Here is a 1203-nt window from a genome sequence, read left to right on the forward strand (position 1 = left end):
TTATGATAAATAAATTTAATTATTTTATCATTCAACAAAGTAATGATAAGAAAAAACGATTATCTTATCATAATGATTTATATTTGTAAAGAAAATTAATATTTCTATACATAATGGAATCTGAAAGATTAAAAAAGTTACCTCTAAAACAAGATATTGAGACAAAAAAAATTCTTAAAAAATTGGCTTCAGCTCATAGAGCATTAGCCGAATTAAAAGGAATTGTTTCAAGTATTCCAAACGAAAATATTTTAATCAACACTTTAGGTCTTCAAGAGGCTAAAGATAGTTCTGCTGTTGAGAATATAATAACAACTCACGATGATATATTTAAAGCGGAGTTAAATCTTGATGGTTTCAAATCATTAAATGCTAAAGAAGTTCAAAACTATATTTCCGCATTAAAAAAAGGGTTTGAATTAATTAAAAAAAATAAAATACTAACGAATAATGATATAATTGAAATCCAATCTGAATTAGAGAAAAATAATGCTGGATTTAGAAAAGTTCCAGGAACTGCATTGAAAAATGCAACAACTGGAGAAGTTATATATACTCCACCTCAAGAATATGATACAATTTTAGATTTAATGAAAAATCTTGAAAAATACATAAACGATGAAAGCTTGTCTGATTTTGACACATTAGTTAAAATGGCTATAATTCATTTTCAGTTTGAGAGTATTCACCCATTTTATGATGGAAATGGAAGAACAGGGCGAATTATCAATGTTTTGTATTTAGTAATGAATGATTTATTGAATTTACCTGTTCTATATTTAAGTCGATACATAATTGAACACAAAGCTGATTATTATAAACTTTTACAAGAAGTTAGAGTAACTGACAATTGGGAAAATTGGATTTTATATATGTTAGATGGAGTAGAAAAAATTTCTAAAGAAACGATTGTACTAATAGGAAAAATAAGAGATTTGATATTTGAGTATAAAAATTTATTAAGAAATAATTACAAATTTTATAGTCAAGATTTATTAAATAATTTATTCAAACATCCATATACAAAAATTGAGTTCATTGAAAATGATTTAGGTGTTTCGAGAATTACAGCATCCAAATATCTCAATCAATTGGCTAAAGATAAAGTTCTAAAAAAAGAAAAATTAGGAACTGGAAATTATTATATCAACGAGAAACTGATAAAAATACTAACTCTTAAAGATTAAATACTTTGGCTAACAA

The 1203-nt window shown here is 24.8% G+C and carries 1 protein-coding gene; it reads left to right on the forward strand.

Annotated elements, in window-relative coordinates; all coding sequences use genetic code 11:
• Nucleotides 1–113: 113 nt before the first annotated feature.
• Nucleotides 114–1187 carry a Fic family protein gene (locus tag BLU40_RS17450; RefSeq protein ID WP_090126836.1) on the forward strand — a complete coding sequence of 358 codons (1074 nt, stop codon included), beginning with the start codon at nt 114–116 and terminating at the stop codon, nt 1185–1187.
• Nucleotides 1188–1203: the final 16 nt, after the last annotated feature.

The organism is Lutibacter oricola (assembly GCF_900106565.1).
GTDB lineage: Bacteria > Bacteroidota > Bacteroidia > Flavobacteriales > Flavobacteriaceae > Lutibacter > Lutibacter oricola.

What these genes read in the sequence shown, in the direction of transcription:
- BLU40_RS17450 (WP_090126836.1), top strand. Translation starts at nt 114, where the DNA reads ATGGAATCTGAAAGATTAAAAAAGTTACCTCTAAAACAAGATATTGAG.